The organism is Streptomyces sp. NPDC093111, from assembly GCF_040683955.1.
GTDB lineage: Bacteria > Actinomycetota > Actinomycetes > Streptomycetales > Streptomycetaceae > Streptomyces.
This window is the reverse complement of sequence record NZ_JBFBNW010000012.1, coordinates 153,175-174,521: the sequence shown is the minus strand read 5'-3', so window position 1 is coordinate 174,521 and position 21,347 is coordinate 153,175. Positions and strand designations below refer to the sequence as shown.

At 74.2% G+C, this 21,347-nt stretch carries 18 protein-coding genes; 6 read left to right on the top strand and 12 right to left on the bottom strand.

Annotated features, from left to right (window positions below; genetic code table 11):
• Positions 1-81: 81 nt before the first annotated feature.
• Positions 82-264 (top strand): hypothetical protein, encoded by a 183-nt coding sequence (locus tag AB0Q96_RS22330; RefSeq protein WP_365328015.1) that lies wholly within the window; start codon positions 82-84, stop codon positions 262-264.
• A gap of 130 nt (positions 265-394) precedes the next feature.
• On the opposite strand, the gene AB0Q96_RS22325 is transcribed toward AB0Q96_RS22330, so the two are convergent.
• The 6 genes from AB0Q96_RS22325 to AB0Q96_RS22300 form a co-directional block, all read right to left on the bottom strand.
• Complete coding sequence (locus AB0Q96_RS22325; protein ID WP_365328012.1) at positions 395-1,810, bottom strand: carboxyl transferase domain-containing protein; 1,416 nt, start codon at positions 1,808-1,810, stop codon at positions 395-397.
• On the bottom strand, positions 1,803-3,302 hold the full coding sequence (locus tag AB0Q96_RS22320; RefSeq protein WP_365328011.1) for an acyl-CoA synthetase: 1,500 nt from the start codon (positions 3,300-3,302) through the stop codon (positions 1,803-1,805). The genes AB0Q96_RS22325 and AB0Q96_RS22320 overlap by 8 nt, the downstream gene beginning before the upstream one ends.
• Before the next feature lie 20 nt (positions 3,303-3,322).
• Positions 3,323-4,507 carry an MFS transporter gene (locus tag AB0Q96_RS22315; protein ID WP_365328326.1) on the bottom strand — a complete coding sequence of 395 codons (1,185 nt, stop codon included), beginning with the start codon at positions 4,505-4,507 and terminating at the stop codon, positions 3,323-3,325.
• A 226-nt stretch (positions 4,508-4,733) separates the two neighbouring features.
• Positions 4,734-6,284, bottom strand: coding sequence for a GAF domain-containing protein (locus AB0Q96_RS22310; protein ID WP_365328009.1), 1,551 nt, complete (start codon positions 6,282-6,284; stop codon positions 4,734-4,736).
• A gap of 34 nt (positions 6,285-6,318) precedes the next feature.
• Positions 6,319-7,362 carry a rod shape-determining protein gene (locus AB0Q96_RS22305; protein WP_365328007.1) on the bottom strand — a complete coding sequence of 348 codons (1,044 nt, stop codon included), beginning with the start codon at positions 7,360-7,362 and terminating at the stop codon, positions 6,319-6,321.
• Positions 7,363-7,843: 481 nt separating this feature from the next.
• The gene (locus tag AB0Q96_RS22300) at positions 7,844-8,416 is read right to left on the bottom strand and encodes a hypothetical protein (RefSeq protein ID WP_365328005.1); all 573 of its coding nucleotides are present in this window, start codon (positions 8,414-8,416) and stop codon (positions 7,844-7,846) included.
• A 122-nt stretch (positions 8,417-8,538) separates the two neighbouring features.
• Here AB0Q96_RS22300 and AB0Q96_RS22295 point away from each other — a divergent pair, with 122 nt between their 5' ends.
• The gene (locus AB0Q96_RS22295; RefSeq protein WP_365328003.1) at positions 8,539-9,405 is read left to right on the top strand and encodes a hypothetical protein; all 867 of its coding nucleotides are present in this window, start codon (positions 8,539-8,541) and stop codon (positions 9,403-9,405) included.
• Positions 9,406-9,448: 43 nt separating this feature from the next.
• Here AB0Q96_RS22295 and AB0Q96_RS22290 read toward each other — a convergent pair whose 3' ends face one another.
• Positions 9,449-9,877, bottom strand: coding sequence for a MarR family transcriptional regulator (locus AB0Q96_RS22290; RefSeq protein ID WP_365328001.1), 429 nt, complete (start codon positions 9,875-9,877; stop codon positions 9,449-9,451).
• A gap of 89 nt (positions 9,878-9,966) precedes the next feature.
• On the opposite strand from AB0Q96_RS22290, the gene AB0Q96_RS22285 reads away from it, so the two are divergent.
• Together AB0Q96_RS22285 and AB0Q96_RS22280 are read left to right on the top strand one after the other, a co-directional pair.
• On the top strand, positions 9,967-10,986 hold the full coding sequence (locus AB0Q96_RS22285; protein ID WP_365327999.1) for an NADP-dependent oxidoreductase: 1,020 nt from the start codon (positions 9,967-9,969) through the stop codon (positions 10,984-10,986).
• 63 nt (positions 10,987-11,049) lie between these two features.
• A complete protein-coding gene (locus AB0Q96_RS22280; RefSeq protein ID WP_046911604.1) occupies positions 11,050-11,472 on the top strand; it encodes an organic hydroperoxide resistance protein in 423 nt (140 codons plus the stop codon).
• Between the two features lie 80 nt (positions 11,473-11,552).
• On the opposite strand, the gene AB0Q96_RS22275 is transcribed toward AB0Q96_RS22280, so the two are convergent.
• A complete protein-coding gene (locus AB0Q96_RS22275) occupies positions 11,553-14,063 on the bottom strand; it encodes a M14 family zinc carboxypeptidase (protein WP_365327997.1) in 2,511 nt (836 codons plus the stop codon).
• A 108-nt stretch (positions 14,064-14,171) separates the two neighbouring features.
• Between AB0Q96_RS22275 and AB0Q96_RS22270 the strand changes: the two genes are divergently transcribed.
• The gene (locus tag AB0Q96_RS22270) at positions 14,172-14,993 is read left to right on the top strand and encodes an EI24 domain-containing protein (RefSeq protein ID WP_365327995.1); all 822 of its coding nucleotides are present in this window, start codon (positions 14,172-14,174) and stop codon (positions 14,991-14,993) included.
• Between the two features lie 3 nt (positions 14,994-14,996).
• Here AB0Q96_RS22270 and AB0Q96_RS22265 read toward each other — a convergent pair whose 3' ends face one another.
• Positions 14,997-15,971: a LysR family transcriptional regulator gene (locus AB0Q96_RS22265; protein WP_365327992.1), complete on the bottom strand. Its 975-nt coding sequence runs from the start codon at positions 15,969-15,971 to the stop codon at positions 14,997-14,999.
• A 161-nt stretch (positions 15,972-16,132) separates the two neighbouring features.
• Here AB0Q96_RS22265 and AB0Q96_RS22260 point away from each other — a divergent pair, with 161 nt between their 5' ends.
• The gene (locus tag AB0Q96_RS22260) at positions 16,133-18,322 is read left to right on the top strand and encodes a M4 family metallopeptidase (RefSeq protein ID WP_365327990.1); all 2,190 of its coding nucleotides are present in this window, start codon (positions 16,133-16,135) and stop codon (positions 18,320-18,322) included.
• Between the two features lie 196 nt (positions 18,323-18,518).
• On the opposite strand, the gene AB0Q96_RS22255 is transcribed toward AB0Q96_RS22260, so the two are convergent.
• From AB0Q96_RS22255 to AB0Q96_RS22245, 3 genes are all read right to left on the bottom strand, one after another.
• Positions 18,519-19,238, bottom strand: coding sequence for a carbon-nitrogen hydrolase family protein (locus tag AB0Q96_RS22255; protein WP_365327988.1), 720 nt, complete (start codon positions 19,236-19,238; stop codon positions 18,519-18,521).
• Positions 19,239-19,290: 52 nt separating this feature from the next.
• On the bottom strand, positions 19,291-20,514 hold the full coding sequence (locus AB0Q96_RS22250; RefSeq protein ID WP_365328324.1) for a pyroglutamyl peptidase: 1,224 nt from the start codon (positions 20,512-20,514) through the stop codon (positions 19,291-19,293).
• Positions 20,515-20,715: 201 nt separating this feature from the next.
• Positions 20,716-21,294, bottom strand: a complete 579-nt coding sequence (locus tag AB0Q96_RS22245) for a TetR/AcrR family transcriptional regulator (protein WP_365327986.1) — start codon at positions 21,292-21,294, stop codon at positions 20,716-20,718.
• Positions 21,295-21,347 lie beyond the last annotated feature (53 nt).

Here is a 21,347-nt window from a genome sequence, read left to right as displayed (position 1 = left end):
GACAGGGCGCGTGCACTTGCTGACGGCCTATGCCCCGGCGAGGCTCCGACGTGAGCAACTCGGCTCATACAGGAGGTTTTCATGCGTAGGTTCATCGCCACGGTCACGCTCGCCGCCGCCGCCGTCCTCGTCGGTTCCGGCACCGCCCTCGCCAACGGCGGGCCCGAGCACGGCGACGACATCGACATCGTCGTGGTGGACAACACGGTCGTCGTCTGCGGCGACTTCAGCCTGTGTGCGGGCGACGTCAGCATTGGTGGCTGACGTCATCTGACCCACGCGAAGCCCCCTCATCCGGAGGGGGCTTCGTGCCGCCGGGACTTCAGCAGTCCCGCCGCGTGGACCTAGTCGTTTCTTCCACCTGGACTTCGTCGGCCCTTCCGCCCGGGACCCGTCAGTCCTTCCGCTCGGGATCCGCTCCGACGATCCCGCGCACCACACCGAGCTCCACCAGGTCCTGGGGGCGGAGCCGCAGCTGGTCCGCCGTCTCGGGGACGCGGGCCGGCGGGCGCTTCAGGATCTGCGCGGCGAGTTCGGGGGCGATGACGGAGAAGTAGCCGCCGGGCGCGGCCCAGGTGTTGCCGGGCGCCGCGAGCGCCAGCGCGCCCCCCGACCCGCCCTCGCCGACGAGGAGCGAGGTGACGGGGGTACGGGCCTCCGCGAGGGCCGTGAACGCGTCCGCGATGGCGGGGCCCGCGCCCGCCCGTTCGGCGTCGGCGCCGTTGGCGGCGCCGGGCGTGTCGATCAGGGTGAGGACGGGGACGCCGAGCCGCCCCGCGAGCCGCACCAGCCGCGCCACGGTCCGGAACCCGGCCGGCCGGGTCGCCCCGCCGTCCTGCGCCGCGTACGCGACGACGCGCCCCTCGTGCACGCCGAAACCGCACTCCACGCCCGGGTCGACACCCCCGGCCCGGTCGCCGCGGATCGTCGCCCGCACCTCGAAGTACCGGTCCAGGTACGCCCCCGCGCGCGGCCGTTCCGCCGCCCGGGCCCGCCGCACGGCGTCCCAGCCGGAGGCGGGCGGGCCGAGCGGGCCGAGCGCGTACGGCGGGGGCGCGGGGGCCGGCGGCGCGGCGGCGTCGGACGTGGCGTCCGGGCCGAGCAGCCGCAGCCACAGCGCGACGGCCGCCCGCAGCCGCTCGGGCGGGACGAGCGCGTCGACGTGGCCGTGGGCGTACTGGCCCTCCGCCGTGTACGCGGCCGGGTCGGCGTCCGCCGGGCGCACCCGGGAGCCGGCGAAGGCGACCTGCGCGGTGGGCAGGGCCAGGACGACGTCGGCGCCCGCGCCGACCGTGGCCCAGCCGCCGCCGGTCGACGGGTCGCGCAGCACCGTCACATGGGCCACGCCCGCCGCCCGGAGCCGGACCGCCGCGGCGGCCACGCGTTGCAGCTGGGCGAGGGCGATCATGCCCTCCTGCATGCGGCTGCCGCCGGTCGCGACGAGCGAGACCAGCGGCAGCCGCCGTTCGGCCGCCGTCCGGTACGCGGCGACCAGCCGGTCCCCGGCGGCCCGCCCGAGCGAGCCGCCGAGGAAGCCGAACTCGAAGACGACCAGCACGCAGGGCCGGCCGCCGACGGTCGCCGTGCCGTACAGGACGGACTCGTCGGCGCCGGTGCGCTCGGCGGCCCGGGCGCGCGAGGCGTCGTAGCCGCTCCAGGCGAGCGGGCCGTCGGGCTGCGGTGCCGGTGCCGGAGGCTGCGCCTCAGTCTGGGCCGGTGTCTGTGCCTCAGTCCGCGCGGGCGTGGCGGCGGGCGTGAACTCCTCCGCGACCAGGGCGACGGCCTCCCGGGCCGAGAGCCGCTCAGGCATCGGGGGTCCCCGGCAGCGCCTTCTTGAGGATCTTGCCCATGTCGTTGCGGGGCAGCGCGGCGAGGTAGCGGACCTCGCGGGGCCGCTTGTGCGGGGCGAGGAGGGCGGTGACGTGGGCGGCCAGGGCGTCGGGCGCGGGGGGCCGGGCCGGGTCGGCGGGGACGACCCAGGCAACGATCCGCTCGCCGAGGTCCGGGTCGGGTTCGCCGGTGACGGCCGCCTCGCGGACGTCGGGGTGGTCGAGCAGGGCGTTCTCGATCTCGCCCGCGCCGATCTTGTAGCCGCCGCTCTTGATGAGGTCGGTCGCCTTGCGGCCGACGATCCGGACGTAGCCGTCGGCCTCCCGTACCGCCATGTCCCCGGTGCGGAACCAGCCGCCGTCGGCGAAGGCCGCCGCCGTCGCGTCCGGGCGGTTGAGGTAGGCGGTGAACAGGTTCGGGCCCCTGACCTGGATCTCGCCGACGGTCTCGCCGTCGTGGGCGTCGAGGACCGAGCCGTCCTCCTCCACCAGGCGCAGCCCGACCCCGCGCAGCGGCAGTCCGACCGAGCCGGGGCGAGGGCCGGGGCCGACGGGGATCGAGGTGTTCATGAGGGTCTCGGTCATGCCGTAGCGCTCGATCACGGTCCGGCCGGTCGCCGCCGCGATCCGCTCGTGGTCGCGCACGGGCAGCGCCGCCGAGCCGGAGACCAGGAGCCGGGCGCCGGTCAGCGCCCGGACGAGCGCGGGGTCGTGGGGGAGGGCCTCGGCGATCCGGTGGTACATGGTGGGGACGCCGAACAGCATCGTGCCGCCGCCGTCGCCGAGCTCCTTCGCGACCCCCTCGACGGAGAAGGCGCCCAGGTGCCGCACCTCGCCGCCGCGCCGCAGCGGGCCGAGGATCCCGAGGATCAGGCCGTGCACGTGGAACAGCGGCAGGGCGTGCACGAGCACGTCGTCGGCGGTCCACCGCCAGGCCTCCTCCAGGGCGTCGAGGGAGGCGGCGATCGCCCGCCGGGAGAGCACGACGCCCTTGGGCGGGCCGGTCGTCCCGGAGGTGTAGACGATCAGGGCGGGGGCCTCGGCGTCCTCCCGGCCCTCCTCGGCGCGCCCCCCGCCGCCCGCGGCCGGTACGCCACCGTCCGGTACGCCACCGGCCGGTACGTCGATGTCCACGTCGATCCGGCGCAGTGCGGCGAGCGGGCCGGGGAGGTCGTCCGCCGTTCCGGCGAGGACCGCGCCCGGGGCGCTGTCGCCGACGATGTGGGCGAGCTCCCGCTGCCCGGTGCGCGGGTTGACCGGGACGGCCGGCACTCCGGCGAGGAGCGCGGCGACCACGCCGACGGCGGTCTCCGCGGTGGGCGTGGCCCAGACCGCGACGCGCCCGGCGCCGCGGATCCGGACCGCCAGGGCCCCGGCGGCGCGGGCCAGCTCCTCGTACGTCAGGGTGTCCGCGCCGAAGCGCAGGGCGGGGCGGCCGGAAGCGGCCTCCAGGGCGGGGAACAGGGCGCTCATGGAGGCATTCTGCCCAGGCGTCAGGGTCGGCGCGTTGCGACCTTGCTCACCTCGGCCCGCGGGTCGCCGTCCTCGGGCTGGATGTTCCGCATCCGCCCGTACGCGTAGACGCAGCCCGCGAGGGCCAGGTCGGACAGGAGCATGAAGCCGATCGAGTACGAGCCCTTGGCGCTGTAGATGGCGCCCATGACCAGCGGCGGGACGAAGCCGCCGAGGCCGCCCATCGCGCCGACGATGCCGGTGACGCTGCCGACCTGGGACTGCGGGGTGACCTGGGAGACCAGGGCGAAGACGGAGCCGCTCGCGGTGCCGAGGCCGGCGGCCATGATGAGCAGGGCGGTGGTGCCGCCGGGGTTCAGCGGCGGGTCGAAGGCCTGCACGATGGCCAGGAGCGCGACGACGGCGAGCGCGACGGCCGTCACCAGGGCCGGGTGCACGCGGTCCGAGAGCCAGCCGCCGATGGGCCGGAACACGACCGTCACCAGGGCGAATCCGGCGGCCTTGGTGCCCGCGTCGGTCGGGTCGAGCTCGTACCAGGTCTTCAGGTACGTCGGCAGGTAGACGCCGAACGCGACGATGCCGCCGAAACCGATCGCGTACAGCGCCGACAGTTCCCAGGTGACCCGCAGCCGGCCGGCCTGGCCGAGCCGGTGGGCGAGGGAGGCGGAGGGAACCGGCCGGTCGGGGCGGTCGGTGATGAGCAGGGCGGCGAGGACGGCGTACGCGGCGAGCGCGACGGCCACCACGACGAACGGCAGGTTCTCGCCGTGCTTGGCGATCCGCGGGGTGAAGTAGCCGGACAGCGCCACGCCGCCCATGCCCATGCCGAAGACGCCGAGGGCGAAGCCGCGCTTGGCGGGCGGGAACCAGGAGTTGACCAGCGGGACACCGATCGCGAACGTGGTGCCGCCGAGTCCGAGCAGGAAGCCGACGACCAGCATCAGCGGGTACGAGTCCTTGACGACGATCAGCAGCAGGACGGGCACGATCGTGAGCGCCGCCACCAGCGGGAACATCTTCTTCGCGCCGTACCGGTCGGTGAGCGCCCCCGCCGGGATCCGCCCCAGCGAACCGACGAGCACGGGCACGGCGACGAGCAGCGACTGCTCGAAGGAGCTGAGCGAGAGCCGGTCGCCGTACCAGCTGCCGAGCGGGGCGATCAGGTCCCAGGCCCAGAAGGTCAGCGTGAAGCCGATGGTCGCCATGACGAGGTTGCGGTAGGCGGCCGCGGGGATCTTCGCTTCGGTGTCCACGCCCTCAGTCAAGATCCGGGCGGGGAGCGGTGCGCGCGGGACTGAGCCGTACGGGGGAGCAGGGGGCCCTCCGGAGGCGTACGGGGAGTGGGCGGCCCCCTCGGACGCGGTACGGGGGTGTGCGCGGTCCTCCGGAGGCGTACGGGCGGCGGTGCGCGGTCCTCCGGAGACGTACCGGTCAGGGCCAGTCGACCGTCGTCGGCGGGGTGCCGTCGTCCTCGACGTGCAGCCGTAGCCCGTTCTCGTCGGCGGTCACCTCGACGGCCACCGAGCCGACGCCGGGGCGGCGGTGCGCGGCGGCGAGCGCGCCGCGCAGGGCGGCGAGCAGCCCGTCGGCGGTGGCCGCTTCGGCGAGGGTGTCGACGGCGCCGGAGAAGTGCACGGAGGGCTGGAAGCCGAGCAGCGCCGCCGCGCCGCCGGTCTCCCGCAGCACCTGGCCGCGGAACGAGGTCGGCGCGTCGGCCGGCGGCTGCTGGAGCGCGAAGATCGTCGTGCGGACCTCCTGGATCGTCGAGTCCAGCTCGTCGACGGCCCGCCCGAGGAGCGCGTCCTCGTCGGAGGAGTCGTCGGCCCGGCGGCGGGTCGACTCCAGCATCATCTCGGTGGCGAAGAGGCGCTGGACGACCAGGTCGTGCAGGTCGCGGGCGATCCGGTCGCGGTCCTCGTAGACGGCCAGCCGCTCCCGGTTGTGCTGGGCGTCGGCGAGGACCAGGGCGAGGGCCGCCTGGGAGGCGAACTGGGCGGCGAGCAGCCGGTCCACCGCCGAGTACGGACGGCCGCCGTGCCGCCGGGGCAGGGCGAGGGTGCCGATGAGCTGCCCGCCGCTCTGCAACGGCAGCATCATCGAGGGTCCGAAGCGGCTGCGGACGTGGGTGGTCATCCGGGGGTCGCTCGCCGAGTCCTCGATGAAGACGGGCTCGCCGCCGAGCAGCTGGACCAGGACGGGGGAGCCGGGGGCGATCGTGGTGCCGACCAGGTCGCCCGGATCGTCGGTGGTGGAGGCGGCGACGATCTCCATGCCGCCCTCCTCGGTGGGCTGGAGCACCACGCCGGCGGAGGCGTCGGCGAGCAGCCTGGCCCGTTCGGCGACGGTCATCAGGGCGTTCTCGGCCGGTTCGCCGGAGAGCAGGGCCGTGGTGACGGCGGCGGCGCCCTCGATCCACCGCTCGCGCTGCCGGGCCGTCTCGTACAGCCGGGCGTTGCCGATGGCGATGCCGGCCTGGGAGGCGAGGACGCGCAGCAGGTTGTGGTCCTCCTCGGTGAAGGGGCCCTCGCGCTTCCCGGTGAGGTGGAGGTTGCCGAACACCTCGGTGTGGACCCGGATGGGCACGCCGAGGAAGGCGCCCGTGCCGGGGTGCCCTTCGGGGAGCCGGTCGATCCGCTGCCGCTGCTCCTCCGTGATGCCGGAGGTGTACAGCTCGGTGATGGTGCCGCGCTCGGGGTCGACGACCCCGAGCGCCCCGTGGCGGGCCCCGGTCAGCTGGGTCGCGGTCTCCACGAGGTGCTGGAGGGTGGTCCGCAGTTCGAACTCGCTGCCGACACCGAGGACGGCTTCGAGGAGCACGGGCAGCTGGGGGGAGGCGTCGTCGGGCTGCCCACCGCGCTCGTCGCCGTGCGCGTCGCGGTGCTCGTCGCCCCGATGGCCTCCCCGCTGGTCGCCTTGCTGGTCACCGGGGTCGTCACCGTGCTCGTCACCGTGCTCGTCACCGTGCTCGTCCATGATCGACATGGGGTCATTGTCGTACAAAACACCCATCCGCCGGCTATTCGCTTTCGGACAGCGGGTTGAGCACCAGTGGCTGGATCTTGCCCTCCAGCATCGCACCCAGACCCAGGACCGCGCAGACGTCGGGGCGCTCGGCGATGTGCACCGGCATCCCGGTGGCCTCGCGCAGCATCTGGTCGAGGCCCGGCAGCAGGGCGCTGCCGCCGACCATCATGATGCCGCGGTCCGCCAGGTCGGCCACCAGGTCCGGCGGGCAGTCGCGGAGCACCTTGCCGATGACGTCGAGGACGGCCGTCAGCGGGGTCTGGATGGCCTCCCGGACGGCGGCGGTGTCGACGGTCACGGAGCGGGCGAGGCCGGTGGCCACGTCCCGGCCGTGGATCTCGGTGTAGGTGGGGCCCTGGAGCGTGAGGCCGTTGCCGTGCAGCGCGACTTGCAGTGGGCGGACCGACTGGCTGGGCAGCATCAGCTCGTGCTGGTGGCGCAGGTGCTGGATGATCGCGTGGTCGATCGCGTCGCCGCCGACGGGAACCCGCTCGGCGGTGACGATCGCACCGAGCGAGAGCACCGCGACCTGGGTGGTGGCCGCCCCGCACACCATGATCATGGTCGCGGTGGGCTGCTCCACCGGGAGCCCGCAGCCGACGGCCGCCGCGATCAGGGTGTCGACCAGTTCGACCCGGCGGGCGCCCAGGCCGACCAGGGTCTCCACGGCGGCCCGCTGGGCGAGCGGGTCGCTGTCGTGCGGGGTGCAGGCGGCGGCGCGCAGCCGGGGCTTGCGGCGCAGCTGGCGGCGGAGCTTGTCGCCCAGCAGGTGACGGAGCATCCGCTGGGCCATCTCGATGTCGACGACGGTGCCGCCGGAGACGGGGCGGACCACCCGGATGTAGTCGGGGGTGCGACCGGTCATCTTCTCGGCGAGGGCGCCGACGGCGATGAGCGCGCCGGTGCGGGTGTTCACGGCGGCGACGGACGGCTCGTCTACGACGAGTCCGGCGCCCTTGACGAAGACCCGGGTGCGGGCTGCTCCCAGGTCGACGGCGACATGGCAGCGGCGCAGCTGCTCAAGGCTGACGGTCACGGCGTTCCTCCGGAGTGCGGTGCTGGCACGGGCGAGGCGGTGCGCGGAGCACGGTCCTGTTCGCATCGTGCTGCCGCCCCGGCCGGTGCGCGCGTTGGGCTGCGCCGCCCGGGGGTGGCGAATCGCTGACGGAGGGTCAGGCTCGGGTGAGGGCTTGGGGGGCTGGGGGGGCGTGGCGGGCCCGTGGGGTCTCGGCGGGTCCCGGCGGCCGGATGGCGTCCGTAGCGAAGGCGTAGGCCCGCGTCTGGCCGGCGCGCGGGCGAGGCTGCGCCGGGCCTGGGCTCCCCGCGACGGCTTGGCGGGGCTCGGCAGGGTGGCCAGGGCTCGGCAGGGTCGGGTACGGCTCGGCAGGGTCGGACAGGGCTGGTCAGGGCCGGGGGCAGGGCTCGGCAGGGTCGGACTGGGCCGGGGGCAGGGCTCGGCAGCGCCAGCCCGAGCCAGCCCGAGCCAGCCCGAGCCAGCCCGAGCCGGTCGCAGCCCGTCAGCCCTTCACCGGCGGCAGGAGCCTCTGGAGCAGCCCCCAGGCGAACTCGGCCGCGCATGTCGAGTCGTCGGGCAGGGTGAAGTCCAGGCGGGTGAGTGCGGGGGAGACCTGTTCGCGGGCGCGGGCGTCCCGGGACGCCGTGTACACCTCGTCGATCGTGCACCGCCACGGCAGCAGGTCGGCCGCGGTGCGCAGTTCGGGTACGGGGGCGCCGGGCGCCCTGGTCAGGGTTCTGGACCAGACCGCGCGGCCCGGGCCGGCGCAGACCGTGAAGCGCAGTTCGGGCCAGAGCGGCACCGGCCACACCCACGCCTGGTGACCGGCGGGGAGGCCCGGGATCGGTCGCCGCGCCTCGGGTTCGCCCAGCGCCGCCCGGTACCGGTCGAGTTCACCCGGTCCGCGCCCGGCGTGCGCCCGCGCCTGCCAGCGCTTGTTCGCCTCGCGCATCACGGTGGGGGTGGCGCCGAGCGTGCGCAGCGCGTCCTCGACGAGTCCCGGCTGGTGGTCGGCCATCCGGCGGAGCAGGACGAGCTGGAACTCGGCCGGTCCAAAGGGGGCGGCAGGGGTCATGCGCCCATCCTGCCCGAAGGGGGAGATTAGCGACGGCACGCCGACGACCTGCGGTTTCCTCACAGGATCCTCACCTCCGTGGCTATCTGTCGTGTCCATGGGACGCATAGCCTGCGGGCGCCATGGACTACTGCCACCAGTGCCGACGGCATCTCAACGGCGCCCTGGCCTGTGCCGGCTGCGGGACCCCCGTCGAGGAGCTGCGGTACCGCGCCCCCCACCCGACCACCGCGCCGCCGGCGGACTTCCCTCCGCCGGCCGAGCCGGAGTCCGGCTACGCCTTCGAGCTCGACCCGCTGGAGCCGCCGCGCCCCGCGGAGGGGCGCGCCGCCGCACGCCGGGGCGCGCGGAGCGCAGGCCGGGGCGGCAAGGGTGCGCGGGGCGCCGCCGGGGCCAAGGGGGGCCGCCGGGCGCGCTCACGGCGCGGGCGCACGGTCCTGGTCGGCACGCTCGGCCTGGTGCTCGCGGCCGGAGCCCTGAGCATGGCGAGACTCGCCCTGGAGCAGCCCGACGGGGGCGGTGCTGCCACCGCCGTCCAGGAGGAGGAGGTCGTCGAGAGCTCCCTCGACCCCGACCCGCTCACCCCGTCGGAGAGTGCCGCGCGGACCGAGGGCCCCGGGACGGTCGAGGTGCCGGACGCCACGAGCCCGACGCCCACCGGGCCCGCCTCGCACGGCTCGGGAGGCAGCGGCGGCGGCAGCGGCGGCTCGGGTGGTTCCGGTGGCTCCGGCGCGCCGGGCAGCGGTACAGGGACGGGCTCCGGGGACGGTACGGGGCCCGGCTCGGGCTCCGGGGACGGCTCCGGCGCCTCGCCGCGGGCGTCCACCGGCTCCCCGAGCCCGACGGCCACGCCCTCCGGCACGCCCTCCGGCTCCGCCTCGCCCACGGCGAGCGGTCCGGCCCCGACGACGGGCGCGCCGAGCGGCACGCCCAGCACCTCGCCGAGCCCGACGCCGACCTGTACGCGCTTCCTGTGGTGGTGCGTGTAGGCAGGGGCAGGGGCAGGCGGTGACGGGGCGCCTGCGGGTGCGGCTAGGCCGTGCCGAGCATGCGCTTCAGGAGGTCGCGGAGCAGGGTGCGCTCGACCTCGGTGAGCTCACCCAGCGGCTCGCGGGCGAAGTGCAGCGACTCGCGCAGCCGGCGGGCGACGTCCTGGCCCTCCTCGGTGGGGGCGGCCACCTTGACCCGGCGGTCGCCGGGGTCCGGGCGGCGCTCGGCGAGGCCGCGGGACTCCAGGCGGTCGATGATCCCCGTCACGTTCGACGGCTCGCACTTCAGCTTCTCGGCGATCTTCCGCATGGGCGTCGGCTCCAGCGAGAGCAGGCCGAGGACGCGGGCCTGCGCGCCGGTGAGGGCGTGCTGGGTGGCGGCCTCCTCGTACTCGTCGTGGTAGCGCGCCACGACCGTGCCGATGAGCTCCACGACTTCCAGCGTCAGGGGGTCCGTACGTGTGGTGGGCATGACGTCATCGTACTCCGATACTTGACAACATGAAATATTGAGGCGCATGGTTGTTTCAGTTGATGAAGCATTTCTAGGAGGCTCCGCCGATGTCCGCACTGCCCGCGTCCAGCCGTGAGTGGCACCTCGTCTCCCGTCCGCACGGCTGGCCCGTGCCGACGGACTTCGCCCTGCGCGAGACCCCGGTCACCGAGCCCGCCGAGGGCCGCGTCCTCGTGCGCAACCTGCACTTCTCCGTCGACCCGTACATGCGCGGCCGCATGAACGACGTCAAGTCGTACATTCCCGCGTTCAAGCTGGACCACCCCATGGACGGCGGCGCGGTCGGCGAGGTCGTCGCGTCCAACGCGGAGGGCTTCGCCGTCGGCGACCACGTGCTGCACGGCCTCGGCTGGCGCGAGTACGCCGAGGTGCCCGCCCAGCACGCCACCAAGGTCGACCCGGAGCTCGCCCCGCTCTCCACCTACCTCGGCGTGCTCGGCATGACCGGCCTCACCGCCTACGCCGGCCTCTTCGACGTGGCCTCCTTCAAGGAGGGCGACGCCGTCTTCGTCTCCGGCGCGGCCGGTGCCGTCGGCAGCCAGGTCGGCCAGATGGCGAAGCTCAAGGGCGCCTCCCGGGTCATCGGCTCGGCCGGCTCCGACGAGAAGGTCAAGTGGCTCGTCGAGGAGCTCGGCTTCGACGCCGCCTTCAACTACAAGAACGGCCCGGTCAAGGACCAGCTCCGCGAGGCCGCCCCGGACGGCATCGACGTCTATTTCGACAACGTCGGCGGCGACCACCTCGAAGCCGCGATCTCCTCGCTCAACGTGCACGGCCGCGCCACCATCTGCGGCATGATCGCGCAGTACAACGACACCGAGCCGGTCGCCGGCCCGCGCAACATGGCCATGATCATCGGCAAGCGGCTCCGCCTCCAGGGCGTCCTCGTCGGCGACCACTACGGGATGCAGCAGCAGTTCGTCCAGGAGGTCGGCGGCTGGCTGCGCTCCGGCGAGCTGAAGTACGGCGAGACCTTCGTCGAGGGCATCGAGAACGGCGTGGACGGCTTCCTCGGTCTGCTCCGCGGCGAGAACACCGGAAAGATGATCGTCTCGCTGACCCGTTAGTCTTCCCTCAGCCGTCGCGATCGTGGGCGCGAGTCGCGGCGAACGAAGAAGGAAGACATCAGCATGTCCATCCAGCACTCCGATGTCCTGTACACCGCCGTCGCGACCGCCGAGAACGGCCGCGACGGCCGGGTCGCCACCGACGACGGGCAGCTCGACGTCGTCGTGAACCCGCCGAAGGCCATGGGCGGCTCCGGTGCCGGCACCAACCCCGAGCAGCTCTTCGCCGCCGGGTACAGCGCCTGCTTCCAGGGTGCGCTGGGCGTCGTCGCCCGCAACGAGAACGCCGACGTGTCCGGTTCGACGGTCACCGCCGAGGTCGGCATCGGCAAGAACGACGAGGGCTTCGGCATCATCGTGAAGATCTCGGCGACCATTCCGAACGTGGATGCCGAGACCGCCAAGAGCCTGATCGAGAAGGCGCACCAGGTCTGCCCGTACTCCAAGGCGACCCGTGGCAACATCACGGTGGAGCTCGCGGTCTGATCACGGGATACCGTAGTAACGGGGCCGCACCCCGACCGACCGAGGTGCGGCCCTCCTTCACGTATGCCCGGACGCCCTGGTCAGCGGGCCAGCAGAGCCCGTCCCACCAGGGCGAACGAGCCCTTCGGGTGGTCCCGGAACAGGGGTTCCGTGCCGATCAGCACCACCGGGGCGCCGTTTCCGGCCCGGCCGCTCACCACCGCGGCCCGCCCGGCGGCGTCCGCCGGACCGCCCCGGCCGTCCGCCCCGGCCCGCCAGTGGCCCGAGACCAGCGGCGCGAGCGGCGCGTACGCCAGATCGGTCCGCACCCCCGCCCCCAGCCCCGTGAACCACAGCGGCCCGTAGACGAAGGCGTGTCCCGGAGCGCCCGCGGTCAGCGGGGAGCCCGTGGCACGGACCCGCACCACCCCGTTCGCGTCCGGATTTCCCGCGACGGCCGTGGCCGTCAGCAGCCCCGCCGCCGCGTTGAACGCGGCACCCTCCGCCCCGACGGCGACCACGCCCGCGCCGCTGGCCCGCAGCGCCGCCCGGGCCGCCGGGGACAGCCCGGCCCAGTCGAGACCGCGCGACACGTACAGCACGTCCCCGGCTGCCCAGCGGAAGCCCCCGTTCAGGCGCTCCGCCGAGACCGGCACCACCGCGAAGCCCATCTCCCGCAGCGCGAACAGCTCGCCCGCCGAAGCCGAGGCCACCACCCGGGTGCGGACCAGCGGCGCCGAGCCCCGCTCCTTCGTGGCCCGGAACCCCACCCCGTACCGCGCCGCGAGCTCCCGGGCGGCCTTCCGCGCCGAGCCCGGCACGACCGCCGCCCCGCTCGCCGTCCGGCGCACCGCGACCCCCCGCGCGAGCAGCGCGTTCACCGCCACCAGCTCCTCCGGGTCGTCCAGCCGCAGCAGCAGGTCCCCGTACGGCGCGACGGAGCCGGTCGGCGCCGCCGCGCGCACCTGCCGCACCACGGCCGGCACCGGGCCGCGCTCCACCTTCCGTACCGTCGCGCCCCACAGCAGGCCCAGGCTCCAGCCCGAGATGTCGTACATCGTCGACACGTCCGCGCTGATGTCCCGGCCGTCCGCCAGGATCACGTTCGCGATGCCCCGCTTGGGCTGCCGCAGGTCCACCACGTACGAACCGTCCGCCGCCCGCCCGACCCGTACGTCGTTGGCGAGCAGATGGTCCACCAGCCGCGCCGCCGCGACCGCCGACCGCTGCGAGCGGCCCGCCGGGATCACGTACGCCCGCGGGAAGGTCGTCGTGTACACGTCCTCCGGACCGATCCCGGGCACCCCCGGCACGGTCTCCTCCGACACCGGCCGCTGCGGCTCGCCCGCCGCGCCCCGCCGGAAGGTCTCGATCTGGTCCGCGAGCACCGAGGCGCGGTGCGCGTCCGTGTAGTCGAGGGTGGCCCGCATCGCCGCGCCCGCGACGGCCACGTTGATCGCCGAGCGGCGGCGCAGCTCCGGCACCGGCAGCGTGTCGTACTCCTCGTTGTTCACCGCCATCGGGAACTCGACGGTGTGCGCGGCCACCGCGCCCTGGAACGGCATGTACTGCGGGGTGAAGATCGGCGGCCAGTCGTCCCAGCCCTCCGGCAGGTCGCGGAACGGGATGACGGCCGGCTCCACGCCGTCCTTCGCCGGGGTGTAGCCGAGCCCGTTGACGGCCTTCTCCATGCCGAGCGCGTTGGCGTACGCGTTCTTCAGGAACAGGTCGTACTCGTAGTTCTCGCCGTGCGGCGGGGTGGTCGGCTCGATCAGGGTGCCGTTGACGTAGCCGTGCAGGTCCAGCATCACGGCCGGCTGCTTGTCGATGGCGATCCGGCGGATCGCCCGCGCCTCCGGCTGGGAGGCGGTGACGAAGTCGCGGTTGAGGTCGAAGCCGTCGGCGTTGGCCCGGGTGCCGGCGATCCGGCCGTCCGGATTGGCCGTCACGTTGAGGTAGACCCGGGTGCGCGCGAGCAGCCCGGCGGTCTTGCGGTCGGTGGCGGTGGCCAGCTCCCCGATCAGCTTCAGGGCCGCGTCGGTGCCCTCCCACTCGTTGCCGTGGATGTTGTTGTTGATGAGGACCGGCGTCTTGTACGCGGCCTTGATCCGCGGGTCCTTCGCCGCCGCGGCGGGCGCGTTCTCTATCCGCTCGCGCATCCGCTCCTGTTCGCGGGTCTGCCCGGCGGACTCCGGCGCGGTGACGGTGACCAGGTACAGCTCGTGCCCGCCGGCCGACCGCCCGGCGACCTCGACGCTCACCCGGTCGCCCAGCCGCTGCAGGGCGTTGAGACGCGGAGCGAGCGCGTGGTACGGGGCGAGCCCCAGCTTGAGCGACCGGTCGGCCGGGTCCGCCGGCGGCACGGGCAGGGGCGTGCGCCGCGGATAGCCGGCGCCCGGGCGCGCCGCCAGGGGCAGGTCGGGGGCGCCGAGCGCCCGGGGCAGCCGCGCGGCGGCGGACTCCGGCCCGCCGTCCTCCCGTAAGGGACGGGTGGTGGGACCCGGCGTCCCCGCCGGACCCGGGGGCGCGGCGCTCGCCGGGAGCGCGGTGAGGACCAGCGCCCCGAGCGCGGCGCAGGCCGTGGTGATCAGAACGGAACGGGGTCGTGCCATGCGTGCGAACCTCCGTGACTGGGCCCGATGATCATTACGGAGGGGTCTACCGTCTCAACTCGGGAACAACAAGAGGGCGTCGGGCCGACCGCCGTTAGGGTGATCACCATGCGCGATTTCGGGGCGGGATTCGGTTACCTGCTGCAAGGTCAGAAGTGGGTCGGCCGGCACGGACGCTGGTTCGGGTTCGGGCTGCTGCCCGGTCTGGTGACCTTCGTCCTGTACGTGGGGGCGCTCGTCGGCCTCTTCTACGGCGCCGACGACCTGACGGCCTGGGCCACCCCGTTCGCCGACGACTGGGGCTCGCCGTGGCAGGGCGTCCTCCGGGGCGCGCTGACCTTCCTGGTCTTCTCGCTGGGCCTCTTCCTCGCCGTGATCACCTTCACCGCCGTCACGCTCCTGGTCGGCCAGCCCTTCTACGAGTCGCTGTCCGAGGAGGTCGACCGCAGCCGGGGCGGCGACGCGCCCGAGTCCGGGCTGCCGCTCTGGAAGGACCTGTGGATCTCCGCCCGCGACAGCCTGCGGGTCCTGGTCCGGGTGGCGTTCTACGGCGTCCTGCTCTTCGCGGCCGGGTTCATCCCCGTGGTGGGCCAGACGGTCGTCCCCGCGATCGGCTTCTGCGTCTCGGGCTTCTTCCTCACCGAGGAGCTGACCGCGGTCGCGCTCCAGCGCCGGGGGATCGAACTCAAGCAGCGGCTCGGTCTGCTGCGCGGGCGCCGGATGGCCGTCCTCGGCTTCGGCGTCCCCCTCACCCTCGCCTTCCTCGTCCCCTTCGTCGCCGTCCTGCTGATGCCGGGCGCGGTCGCCGGAGCCACCCTGATGGCCCGCGACCTGAACGGCGAGGAGGGCGACGGGGACGCCGACGGTGACGACGCGGCCGACGGGACCGGCGGCCACCGGCCCGCCACGGGAGCCGCGTCCGGCGCCTGAGGCTCAGTCCGGCGTCACCGGGTCGAGCACCGGATGCAGCTCCGGCCGTGACTCCCACCAGGCCTGGTGGAAGGCGTTGTTGGGGACGTTCGCCAGATAGGCGAGGCCCGCCGCGCGGTACAGCAGCACCGCCCGGCGCTCCGAGACCGCGGCCCGGTTCCAGGCGAGCCGGATGCGGCCCGTGATCGGGTCCCCGGCCAGCGGGCGCAGCACGGTGCCCTCGGCGGGGGGCGCCGTCGGCTGGCTCACCGAGATCGCGCGGCCGGCCGCGATCAGGTCGTAGTGCATCTTGCGGTCGGCGATCCGGTAGCGCAGGGCCGGTGTGAACCCGGCCTTCTGACAGGCCGCGACCAGTGCCTCCGGGCCGCCGTCGTCGTCCTCCACCAGCGTCATCCAGGTCTCGCCCGCCAGCTCCGCGAGGTCGATCCGCTCCCGCGAGGCCAGCGGATGGGCCGCCGACATGCGCACGCAGAACGGTTCCTTCGGGATCAGGGTGCGGGCCGCCGTGCCCTCGGGGAGCGGCACCTCGTGGTCGTTGCACTCCCCGTACACGATGGCGTCGTACTGCCCGGCGCCGAGCAGGCGGCTGAGCGTGGTCACCGAGTGCTCGATGCTGACCGCGATCTCCTGCCCCTCCATCTCCCGGTCGAGGCGGCCGAGCAGGCCGTCCACCAGGACCAGCAGGATGCACCCGAGCCGCAGCGTCGGATGCGGCTCGGCGGCCCGGGCACCGGCCGCCAGCGCGTCCATCTCGCCGAGCACCCGGCGCGCCTTGGACAGCACGAACTCGCCCAGCGGGGTGGGGTCCACCCCGTGCCGGCCGCGGAAGAACAGCTCGCCGCCCGCGGCCCGTTCGATCCGCCGCAACTGCGCCGAGAGCGCGGGCTGCGAGACGCCGAGCCGGACTGCGGCGCGCCCCAGACTGCCCGCTTCCGCTATCCGGCAGACGGCTTCGAGATGCCTCAACTCCAACTGCATTTCAGCAGCGTACGCAGCGCGAGAGGGAGGACGGCAGGGTTCTGCGGCTCCGATCCATAACGCGGGTCTTATGCCGGGTGAGATGTCCCCGACTTGCCATGTCCACGCACATACTCGGCGCGACGACCCACCGTCTCCCCCCACCTTTGATCGGAGCAGACGTGCAACCCACCAGACTCTCGGCGGCCGTGGCAGCGCTCGCGCTGACGGCGAGCCTCGCGGGCACCCTCGCGAGCACCGCCTCCGCCGCGACCCCGGCGCCGCAGCCCGTACCGCCCGGGCACGGCAAGTCCCTCGCGCTGGCCGCCGCGGACAAGGCCGCCGACAGCGGGCTCGACGGCCTGCGCCACGGTGCGGACGAGGAGCTCGTCCGCACCGCCGTCACCCCGTGGGCGGGCGGTCTCTTCTACGCCACCTACCAGCGCACCTACAAGGGGCTCCCGGTGGCCGGCGGCGACGCCGTGGTCCTCTCCGACAGCGCCGGCAAGGTCCGTGACGTCACCTCCGCGCCCGCGCCGGCCATCCGCCTCTCCACCAAGGCCACCGTGAGCTCCGCCGCCGCGCTGGCCACCGCCCGCGGCCAGCTCGCCGAGGTCGAGAGCGCGAGCGCCCCCGAGCTCACCGTGCTCCTCAAGGGGAACAAGCCGGTCCTCACCTGGCACACCCTGGTCGTAGGCCGCACCGCCAAGGACCTGCCGAGCTCGCTCGACACCTACGTCGACGCCCGCACCGGCGCCGTCGCCCGCGCCACCGACAAGATCCTGCACGCCGACGGGCGCGGCTACCACAACGGCAACGTCACCATCGACACCGCCGCGGGCTCCATGACCGACCCGAACCGCTCCGGCTTCAAGTGCGGCGGCCAGAACGGCAGCGTCTACACGGGCTCCTCGCCCTGGGGCAACAGCGGCGCCAACGACCTGGTCACGGCCTGCGTCGACATCATGTACGCGGCGCAGAAGGAACACTCCATGCTCAAGGAGTGGTTCGGCTACAACGGGCAGAACGGCCAGGGCGGCATGGTCCCGGCCCGCGCCGGACTCGCCGAGGTCAACGCCTACTACGACGGCACCAAGACGACCTACGGGCGGGCCCAGACCGGCTCCAACCAGCTCACCGGCATCGACGTCGTGGCCCACGAGTACGGCCACGAGATATTCGACCGCACTCCGGGCAGCTCCGGCTCGTCCAACGAGAACGGCGGGATGAACGAGTCCACCGGCGACATCTTCGGCGCGCTCACCGAGCACTACGCCAACAACCCGAACGACACCCCGGACTACACGGTCGGCGAGAAGGTCAACTTCTTCGGCGACGGCAAGCCGATCCGGAACATGTACAACCCCTCGCTCGTCGGCAACGACCCCAACTGCTACCCCCAGTTGACCTCGGGCACCGAGGTGCACGCGGCGGCCGGTCCGCAGAACCACTGGTTCTACCTGCTCGCCGAGGGCTCCAACCCGGGCGGCGGCAAGCCCAGCAGCCCCATCTGTTCCGGCGGCCCCTCCTCGGTGACCGGCGTCGGCATCCAGAAGGCCGGCAAGATCTTCATGGGCGCCCTGCTGATGAAGACCTCGTCCTGGAACCACCTCGCCGCCCGCAAGGCGACGCTCTCCAGCGCCAAGAACACCTACGGCAGCGTCGAGTGCAACGCGGTGAAGGCGGCCTGGAACGCGATCGGCGTCCCCGCCCAGTCCGGTGAGACCGACTGCGGCGGCACCACCACGCCGGACTTCTCGCTGGCCCTGAACCCGACCTCCGGCTCGGTCCAGGCGGGCGCCTCGGCCACCTCCACGGTGAGCACGAGCACCACCGGCGGCAGCGCGCAGACCGTGCAGCTCTCCGCGAGCGGCGCCCCGAGCGGGACCACCGTCTCCTTCAGCCCCTCCTCGGTGACCTCGGGCGGCTCCTCGACGATGACCGTGCAGACCGGGGCGGGCACGCCCAACGGCTCCTACGCGATCACCGTCACCGGCACCGGTTCGGCCACCCACACGGTGACCTACCAGCTGACGGTCGGCTCCACGACGCCGCCCACCGGCTGCGACAACACCGAGTACACGTACCAGGGCACCCTCGCCTCCGGCCAGGCCCAGGCCCAGCCGGACGGCTCGTACTACTACGCGGCCACCGCCGGCACCCACGTGGGCTGCCTGCGCGGCCCGGCGGGCACCGACTTCGACCTGTACCTGCAGAAGTGGAACGGGTCGGCCTGGGCGGACGTCGCGGTCGGCGGCACGGCCGGCGCCGATGAGGACACCTCGTACTACGGCACGGCGGGCTACTACCGCTATGTGGTCCACGCCTACAGCGGATCCGGCGCGTACACGCTGGGCCTGAGCGCCCCGTAAGGGGCGGGGACGCCGTCGTGGACCGGGGGTTCCGCGGCGGCTTCCCCCGCCGGACGGCCGTGGGCGCACCCACCGGCCGTCCGGCTCTTCCGCGTACGGGACGCCGGTGACCCTTCCCCGTCACCGGCCTTCCGGCACCTCCGCGTCTCTGGGGCCTTCCGGCACGTCCGCGTCACCGGCGGGCCGGGACTTCCCGTCACCGGCCGTCCGGGACCTCCGCCAGCGCGTACCCCGGCTCTGCGCCCGCGTCGGCGATCCGGCGTCCGTCCGGGGCCCAGGCCCCGGCGAGTCCGGCGCCGACCCCGTCCTCGTTGGCGCCGAGCACGTTGCCCAGGACCACGTACAGGCCGAAGTCCCGGGCCCGCGCCGGATAGACCGTCTCGAACGAGTCGTTGTCCGCGCCCAGCACCGAGCTCGCCAGGTAGACCGCGCAGCCGTCCGCCGCGGCCCGCTCGGCGAGTTCCGGGAAGCGGTTGTCGTAGCAGGTGGCGGTCGCGAACCGGACGCCGTCCAGCGCGAACCGGCCGTCGGCGGTGCCCGGCGCGAAGACCTCCTCCTCCACCCCGTACAGGTGCCGCTTGTCGTAGCGGGCGAGGAGGGAGCCGTCCGGGCCGATCACCAGCGTGGTGATGGCCAGCCGCCCCGAGGCCGTGCGCACCGGCCCGTTGACGACGGCCGCCGCCGACGCCGCCCGGCAGGCCTCCCGTACGGGTTCGAGGCGCGGGTCGTCCTCGCTGAGGACCAGGCCGGGGGTGTCCCGGATCAGGCTCGGCTCGTAGCCGGTGAGGGCCAGCTCGGCGAAGACGACGCCCCGCGCCCCCTCGGCCCCGGCGGCCCGGACGAGTCCGGCGACCGTCCGGACGTTGGCGGCGATGTCCCCGGCGACCGGGGCGAACTGGGTGGCTGCGACGATCATGGGCGCCATCATTCCGCCTCGGCCGGTAAGGAGCAACAGTGGGGCGGGGGGCTTATTCGGCGGTGCTCGGGCGGCCGGCGGCCACCGTCAGGATCGCCCGCACCTGGGCGATGATGTCCAGCCGGTTGCGGACGAACTCGGGGTCGGTGACCGTGCCCGTCGCCGGGTCGGCGTTGGCGGCCCCGAACTGGAGCACCGGGGTGTGCACATGGCCGCCGGGCAGCCCGGTCAGGCCGAGCCGGTCGCGCAGCAGGGTGGCGCGGTAGGCGATCTCGTTGGAGAGGTAGTCCCCGCCGCCGCCCGCCCGGGCCCGCGAGCCCGGGGTGGGGCCGCCGGGGCGCACCACGGGGGTGTCCGTCCCGGCCGGGAGCTCGGTCACCGAGGTGTTGTCGTAGACGGGGAAGCGCCCGGTGGCCGCCGCCGTGATCGCCGCGTACGGGAGGGTCGTCGACGTCCACTGGGGCTGCGCGGCCGGACCGTCCACCGGCACCGTGCCGGTCCTGGACAGGTTCTCGTTGTCGGGGAAGCCGCCGCGCCAGGCGCCGTTGGTGCGCTCGATGTCGAAGCGGCCGGGGCGGCCCTGGCTCACCGTGGTGAACAGGTCCACCTCCGGCAGGTGCGGGCGCAGCGTCCGCTCGACCGTGCCGTCCGCGAAGTCCTCCCAGCGCACCGGGAAGACGGCCGTCTCGATCCGGGCGAGGGAGCCGTCGGAGGTGCGCAGCCAGGTGCCGTCCAGGGCGAGCGCGGTGGCGCCGGAGGGGTTGCTGATCCGCATGTCCCGGTCGAGGGTGAACGGGTCGAAGCCGGTGAGCAGGATGCGCTTGACGCCCTTGCCCGCCGGGTAGCGGATCGTGTCCTGGCCGCGCGAGGAGCGCTCCAGGCGGTCGAGGAGCCGGGCCCGGCCCTCGTCGGTGACGTCGAACCCGGGCCGCCAGCCGCGCAGTTCGCGGGTGAGGGCGAGCCGCGCCCAGTACAGCGGCCGGTCGTCGTCCCGGGTCAGGTCGCCGTGGAGCGGCCCGCGCCCCTGGGCCCGGTCGACCGCCCGCTGCCACAGCCGTGCTCCGTGCCGTGCGACGGTGCGCTCGGCCTGCCCGATCGTGCGGGCGTCCGCGAGGTCGGTGGCGAACTCCGGTGCCAGGGCGTCGAATCCGCTCCTGCGCAGGATCTCGCGCGGTGCGGCCCGGTCGAGCCTGGCCTCCTCCGTGGTGACGGCGGGGGAGGGCGAGGCCGGGGCGGCGGGAGCGGCCGGTGCGGCCGGTGCGGGCGGGGCTCCCACGGCGAGCGAGGCGGCGGCGAGGGCGAGGGCGAGCGTGCTGCGTATCGGGGGCACGGGGGTCCTTCCGTACGGCGGTGACGGGCCGGCGGAAGTATCCCGTCCCGCCCGCGACTCCCGCTACGGAGCCCCCGTGCGTCTGTCAGGACCCGCCCGTCACGCGGTCCGCCGCGAGTCCTCCCCGGGCAGTGCCCGATCCGCCCGTCACGCGGTCCGCCGCGAGTCCTCCTTGAGGAGCGCCAGGAAGTCCCGGAAGGACGCCGCCATGTCCACCGCGTCCGGGTCCAGCAGCCACTGGTACTGGAGGCCGTCCATGACCGCCGTGAGCAGCGGCGCCACCCGCTCCGGGGTGAGCCCGCCGGGCAGTTCGTCGCCGTACTCGGCGCGCAGGACCTCGGCCATGTTCTCCCGCACCTGGGTGTAGCGCTCGGTGAAGAAGGCCCGTGCCGGGTGGTCCTCGGTGACGCTCTCGCCGAGCAGCGCGGAGAAGGTCTGCACGATCCCGGGCCGCATCGCGTTGTACTCCACGAGCGACTCCATGAGGTCGAGCCGCCAGTGCTCGCGCTCCCGGCCGCCGCTGGTGTCCCAGCGGTCGCGCTCCTCCAGGACGGCGACGAGCAGCGCCTCCTTGGTGGGGAAGTAGTGCAGCAGTCCCTGCTGGGTGAGTCCGACCCGCTCGGCGACCGCGCCGAGGGAGGCGCCCCGGTAGCCCCGCTCGGCGATCACTTCGAGGGCGGCGCGGACGATCTCCGTCCGCCGCTCCTCGCTCCTGGCCCGTGCCATCGCCCCGTCCCCCTTCCGTAGGTCCCTGACAGGAGGACCGTACGTCATGCCGC

Bases quoted from the DNA above. Each gene is read 5' to 3' on its own strand.
- AB0Q96_RS22330 (WP_365328015.1), top strand. From the start codon at position 82: ATGCGTAGGTTCATCGCCACGGTCACGCTCGCCGCCGCCGCCGTCCTC.
- AB0Q96_RS22325 (WP_365328012.1), bottom strand. From the start codon at position 1,810: ATGCCTGAGCGGCTCTCGGCCCGGGAGGCCGTCGCCCTGGTCGCGGAG.
- AB0Q96_RS22320 (WP_365328011.1), bottom strand. From the start codon at position 3,302: ATGAGCGCCCTGTTCCCCGCCCTGGAGGCCGCTTCCGGCCGCCCCGCC.
- AB0Q96_RS22315 (WP_365328326.1), bottom strand. From the start codon at position 4,507: ATGGCGACCATCGGCTTCACGCTGACCTTCTGGGCCTGGGACCTGATC.
- AB0Q96_RS22310 (WP_365328009.1), bottom strand. From the start codon at position 6,284: ATGTCGATCATGGACGAGCACGGTGACGAGCACGGTGACGAGCACGGT.
- AB0Q96_RS22300 (WP_365328005.1), bottom strand. From the start codon at position 8,416: ATGACCCCTGCCGCCCCCTTTGGACCGGCCGAGTTCCAGCTCGTCCTG.
- AB0Q96_RS22295 (WP_365328003.1), top strand. From the start codon at position 8,539: ATGGACTACTGCCACCAGTGCCGACGGCATCTCAACGGCGCCCTGGCC.
- AB0Q96_RS22290 (WP_365328001.1), bottom strand. From the start codon at position 9,877: ATGCCCACCACACGTACGGACCCCCTGACGCTGGAAGTCGTGGAGCTC.
- AB0Q96_RS22285 (WP_365327999.1), top strand. From the start codon at position 9,967: ATGTCCGCACTGCCCGCGTCCAGCCGTGAGTGGCACCTCGTCTCCCGT.
- AB0Q96_RS22280 (WP_046911604.1), top strand. From the start codon at position 11,050: ATGTCCATCCAGCACTCCGATGTCCTGTACACCGCCGTCGCGACCGCC.
- AB0Q96_RS22275 (WP_365327997.1), bottom strand. From the start codon at position 14,063: ATGGCACGACCCCGTTCCGTTCTGATCACCACGGCCTGCGCCGCGCTC.
- AB0Q96_RS22270 (WP_365327995.1), top strand. From the start codon at position 14,172: ATGCGCGATTTCGGGGCGGGATTCGGTTACCTGCTGCAAGGTCAGAAG.
- AB0Q96_RS22265 (WP_365327992.1), bottom strand. From the start codon at position 15,971: ATGCAGTTGGAGTTGAGGCATCTCGAAGCCGTCTGCCGGATAGCGGAA.
- AB0Q96_RS22255 (WP_365327988.1), bottom strand. From the start codon at position 19,238: ATGATCGTCGCAGCCACCCAGTTCGCCCCGGTCGCCGGGGACATCGCC.
- AB0Q96_RS22245 (WP_365327986.1), bottom strand. From the start codon at position 21,294: ATGGCACGGGCCAGGAGCGAGGAGCGGCGGACGGAGATCGTCCGCGCC.